The following is a 5,184-nucleotide window of genomic DNA, read 5'->3' as shown; positions in this document are numbered from 1 at the left end:
GTTTCCAGTGTTTTTGGTTATTATGGTTATAGAAGCCGTAAGGATACTTTCATGCTTTAAAACTTCTACCTCTAAAGAAAACACATAAAAAGCTGCACACATGATGCAGCTTTTTTTGCAAAATTTCCTTGATTTTTCATGCTTTTCAACACAATCAAAATTTTCGACATCCACATAAAGCTTTTATAATCATGAGAAACAAGCTTCAAAATAAAAGATTTTTTTCAACAATTCTATTTTTTTATGTTTTTTCTTTAAGAAATTTCTTAAATGAAGTGTTGACTTCATCGATTATATATATGCGTTACAGCGTAACAAATATGCGACTATTGCTCTATTTTTGCCATTTAAGCAAAACAAATTTCGCAGAAAAATACTCCTCTACAATCAACAACTTTTCCTAATATGGAAAGCATATCAATCTTACATCTCATGTAAGAGAGAGCATTATGCGGTTAATATTTCATCCACGTACAATATGAGAGAATAAGGTGAAATTTCTCTGATACAAAGGGAATACCAACCTACCAAATTATCTATTCTCAACAAAGTAACACTCTCACCGCTTCAATACCAGTATATTAGTTTGAATATACGAACACAATTTACATTCTAGATTAAATGTATCAAATAAATAATAAACACAAAATCTATGGATAAACAACGGGTTAACTTTACACGCTTAAAACAAAGGACAAAACTCTATAATCATGCGTTATTAAAATTTTTTTTGTCAATATTTTTATACAGACATCAAAAATCGTACCATTGCTTTCAATACAAGAAATCTACATAAACAATTTCATCTTGATAAACACAACATGCTATATAGGCTGGATTCCATCGATGCTTATGAACAAACGCTTATAAAGTAGATTGAAGTCGCCTCTATTGAAGTAAAAGATGGACAAAACAAACTGTATTTTGTTGTGGAAAGCAAAGGAAGTATTTTCGAAGACATCTTGCGCGATCTGGAAAAAGCAAAAATCCATTGCGGTCGTGAATATTTCAAAGCTTTGGGAGGAAATACCCAATATATTGTTTCTGATAATTATCAAACTTTTATCGATCAAGCACTTCAAGAAGATACCATAACAACTTGAAAAAATATTTGGACTATGGAAACAGCCCTCCCCTGTTGTTTATAAAATGCAACTTTTTCCTACTCTATAATTTACAAGCTCTTCCTTATAACCGATTTTAATTTTTATTAAACGATTAAGAGATTGTCGAACATTTTCCAGAAAGAGCTGCACATTTAAGAAAAGAAAATTATAAACTATTGAGAATACATTTGGCACCCAAACAATATCGCTGCATTTTTACTGTTTTGCCTCACACTCTCCTTATCGCATAAAGAAAAGGGCTCAGATTTATGATATGCTTTGTTTGAACGCCTTCTCAATAACATTTTCAATGGCTTATAAGATCATAGAGTAGTTTACCACTTTTCGAGAAACCAACACACTGAGACCTTAACCACAACCTTCGTTATTTTTATGAAAGGACACTAAACCAACAAGCTCCTTAAACTCTAAAATTTGGCCATCTCCAGTAACATGCGGTGTTTATCAACATCATACTTCCTTTGTGCTCTTGGACACCTCTCAAAACCTCTTGAAATATGGGATTCTCTGTTGGTATCTTTGCAAATATCCACGAAAATTAAGCACGCGTTTCAATGCGGAATAGTCCCATAAACACACTAACAGACACCCCTACAGCACCAGCATAGAATATGGCATCCCGCCCCCGCCCGCCAAAATGCTGCCCCTCTTCTGCCACGCATCGCGATGTGGAAAATAGCACCGTGCTGCAAACTTGGCGATGTTATTCACCCCATTTAAACCTCCTTGAATCGCTATGCTTTCATAACCGCAACAGGTTCAAATGAAGATGAAGCGACAAAAACATCTGGTAAAGCAGCCTCTCTCTCCATTCCATTGTGAACTGTCATCACAAATCTTCTCCTCTTTAATAAAAAAGCCTTCTCTCATTGAGGGGAAAATTTTTAAAAATATTGAAAATCATGATGCACGATGACAGACAGCAAACCATCTCTAAAAAGGCTGTTTTTTTACTTTTACAGTGTGCTCTGAGATTTCTCTAACATTTTCCTGCCTTTAAACTTTTGTTTTTCTAGATTTTCTTATAAGTTTTACAATCAAGAGTAGTTGTTTTAAACACTTTTACGCACATTTTATTGCCTAAAGTCCCTTTTAGACGCAATGACTGTCTATATTTCCATCACGACCAAATACGCGAGATTAACAGCGGATATAATGAAAACAGCCTTTTTATAGAAAACCGTAAGCTTTAACGGAATAAACGAAATTGGTAAACCGATCCCCTACCCACTTGTTCTCTCTACCGGTTATGCGAACAAAGAACCCCATCTGCTCTTTCTGACAAGTAAAGAACTGTGCCAACATTTGGTAATATACCATTGTTGAAATTCTTGTCACAAAGCCTTCCTTTCAGGGATTATGCGTATTGCCTGCTTCCTTCTCTCCAATAAACAATCTATCAATAAAGAATGTTATTGCAGTTACAATAATACAAAATTATACTTCTATTCTCATTCTATATTTTTCGAATTATCACACATTATCCATCCCCCTCACTGCTATAACAATGAAAGGAGAAAAAATTAAAACACAATATAGTATTTCTCTTTCACAAATCTTATATAAGCCACAAAATTGTTGCGCGACCTTCTATGCAAGGTCAGGCAATAAAATCATATTCTAAAAACCACTCCACACACCACTTTTTGATATTATAAAGCCATAAAATGCAATTATCATCTCCGCAAAAAATCTCTCAGAAAAACACTATTCCTCCTGCAACAATTGAGATACTCTCTCAAATATTACCAAAGTACTATTGGTTGGATAATCTTGATGACTTATTCCTTTTGACACCAACTGCTCTTAATGAAAAACTAGATGATTGTGAAACTGTCAAGGTTAAGAAACGACTAAAGGCAATCAATTGGCTATGCAAAAAACCGCTTGAAGTCCTTGGTAACCTACTCGGGGATTTTTTGGATAACGAATCCCATAAGTCAATCGAATTCATATTTGAAGACATATCAGAAGATCAAATACTAAAACAGCTTAAAACAGATCAACGTAACGTTTTAGAAACGTTAAAGAAAGATAGATTAGAATATCTGCGTGGAGGATATATTATCAAGAAGGGACTGACCTTCACACAAGAATTGCAAAAAGTAGGTCTCCTCTCTACAGAAGAGCTACAAAAACTTATTGCAGAGAAAAAACTTTCAGCCGTAAAAAACGAAATAAATAGAGCATTAGAAAATATAGAAAAAGATCCAAGGGGGGCGGTTCTATTTGCAGCAAATCTGTTGGAAGCCTCTTGCAAAGCTTATCTCGACCACCATTCTATCCCATATGCAGAAAACGCCCGTAATAATCTGCCCGCTTTATGGAAACAAGTCGTTAAGAAAGCCAAGACCCATCCCGAAGATATGAAGCAAGAAAACTTAAAAAATCAAGATCTAGATGAAAAAGACTTAAAAAGTCAAGATCTAGATGAAAATGGCTTAAAAATGATCGCATCCGGTCTGTATCAAATCGTTAGTGGTACTATGAATTTAAGAAACAAGAAAAGTGCAGCGCACGGCCGCTCAGAAAAAGATTTGGAACTAATCAATCTCAAACCTCACCATGCGCGCTTAACTTTTAATGCCGCACATTCTCTCTCAATGTATATCTTAGAGCTCATAGATCAGCCGTAATAAAAAACATAACGCGACTACCAGCATTTTCTCGTGCCATTTTTAATGCTTTTTAGGCATTAAAAAAGGGGGGGTGTTGCCTATACCCTACAAAACCAAATATTTCTATAGCATGACAGAATGAGTAATCACACCGCCCTATGGTTCTCCTCTTCCCCGCGTTTCTAGGCTCCGCTTTTAAAGTCAGTGGCAATTTCTGTAAATGCAAAAGCCGCCCTTAAGGACGGCGAATGAGGATGGTGCAAAAGTATTGCCTTGATTATTTTTTAAAGAACAAACTAGGTGGTGTACTATTTTTGGAAAGCTCTCGTGAAGAAATATGAAGCTAGGCATTATGATAAAATACACTTCTGACTCTATAAAGAGAGAAAATCTGAGTTGAGATTTAATCCCTGCAAAGCCTTTATACGTATAAATTACATATTCTATAAAGGCCCACTTCTAATAAAAGCAAAATAGGGGAAAGTTTGAGTGAAGAAGTATTATCTTTTAGTGCTTTAGAAGTATGGTTTTAAGATAAAAATATCGTTTTAGCTCTATAACAAGTAGTATTTAGAACAAGTGGAATAAGGAGCCAATAAGATAGAAGAAGTTCTTTTTTTCTAATAGCCATAAGATTTTGTGCTCTTAGAATTACTTGAGAATTATATTTAAGACTTAAGCGCCCCCATTCCCTTGGCATATCCTTCTCTATAGCTTATAAAAGCCGATATTCTATAGCGGGGATAAAATTTAGTGATCACGTACTCTATGGCTTCCCCTCCCCACTGCCAGCTTCCATTCAAACATCAGTAGCAATGGCTGTAAAAGCAAAAAGCCACCCCTTTTTCTCACGCAGAAAACTTTTTCTCCATCACGTTCGTTTCAAAAAAAGATCGCAAAAATCATCAATCCTTCAAAGAACATGCCACCCTAGAAGCGGCCAATGGGGCTAGAGCAGATGTCCAAGTGATAGTGTGGGGGGATATAAGTCCCTTTCAAAACAGATAGTACATTGCGCCAAGTATAGGGGGGTACAGCGTCTCATGGCTTTCTCAATTATGATTTATGTATGTTAGGATAGGTGTAAGAAGCTTTTTCAGCTCTCTAGATGCTTTAACGATAAGAGAATGGCCAGCAGATACAGAACCACCCTTACGTTCTTTTTCTGTCTGTTCCGATACACAAATTAACAATCGTCGCAAAAACCAAGATGCTGCTGCAATGGATGCATAAGATCTTGTATTACCGACTATAACAGATGCACAAGAACTTGTTTTTCTCAAGTTAATTTGAGAAGCATCAGAGAATTTTTGAGACCAATCTAGATTGAGCGCTATTTTTGCACTCTATCGTGAACAAACACTTGCTAAGAGGCATAGGGCTTGGCATCACCACCATTGTCTGTCTTTCCGCCCCTATCCAATATGTCAACAGTTTAT

Annotated in this window: 3 protein-coding genes; all 3 read left to right on the top strand. The window is 35.8% G+C overall.

The features are described 5' to 3' along the window. Positions 1–875: 875 nt before the first annotated feature. Positions 876–1,103, top strand: coding sequence for a hypothetical protein (locus tag ACFIJ8_RS08345; RefSeq protein WP_375639373.1), 228 nt, complete (start codon positions 876–878; stop codon positions 1,101–1,103). A gap of 1,691 nt (positions 1,104–2,794) precedes the next feature. After that, on the top strand, positions 2,795–3,763 hold the full coding sequence (locus tag ACFIJ8_RS08340) for an abortive infection family protein (RefSeq protein ID WP_375639372.1): 969 nt from the start codon (positions 2,795–2,797) through the stop codon (positions 3,761–3,763). A 1,047-nt stretch (positions 3,764–4,810) separates the two neighbouring features. Further along, complete coding sequence (locus ACFIJ8_RS08335) at positions 4,811–4,978, top strand: hypothetical protein (RefSeq protein ID WP_155915002.1); 168 nt, start codon at positions 4,811–4,813, stop codon at positions 4,976–4,978. Positions 4,979–5,184 lie beyond the last annotated feature (206 nt).

It is taken from the genome of Bartonella sp. MF74HXZ (genome assembly GCF_042194445.1).
In the GTDB taxonomy this organism is placed as follows: domain Bacteria; phylum Pseudomonadota; class Alphaproteobacteria; order Rhizobiales; family Rhizobiaceae; genus Bartonella; species Bartonella grahamii.
This window is presented reverse-complemented; position numbering and strand designations above follow the sequence as displayed.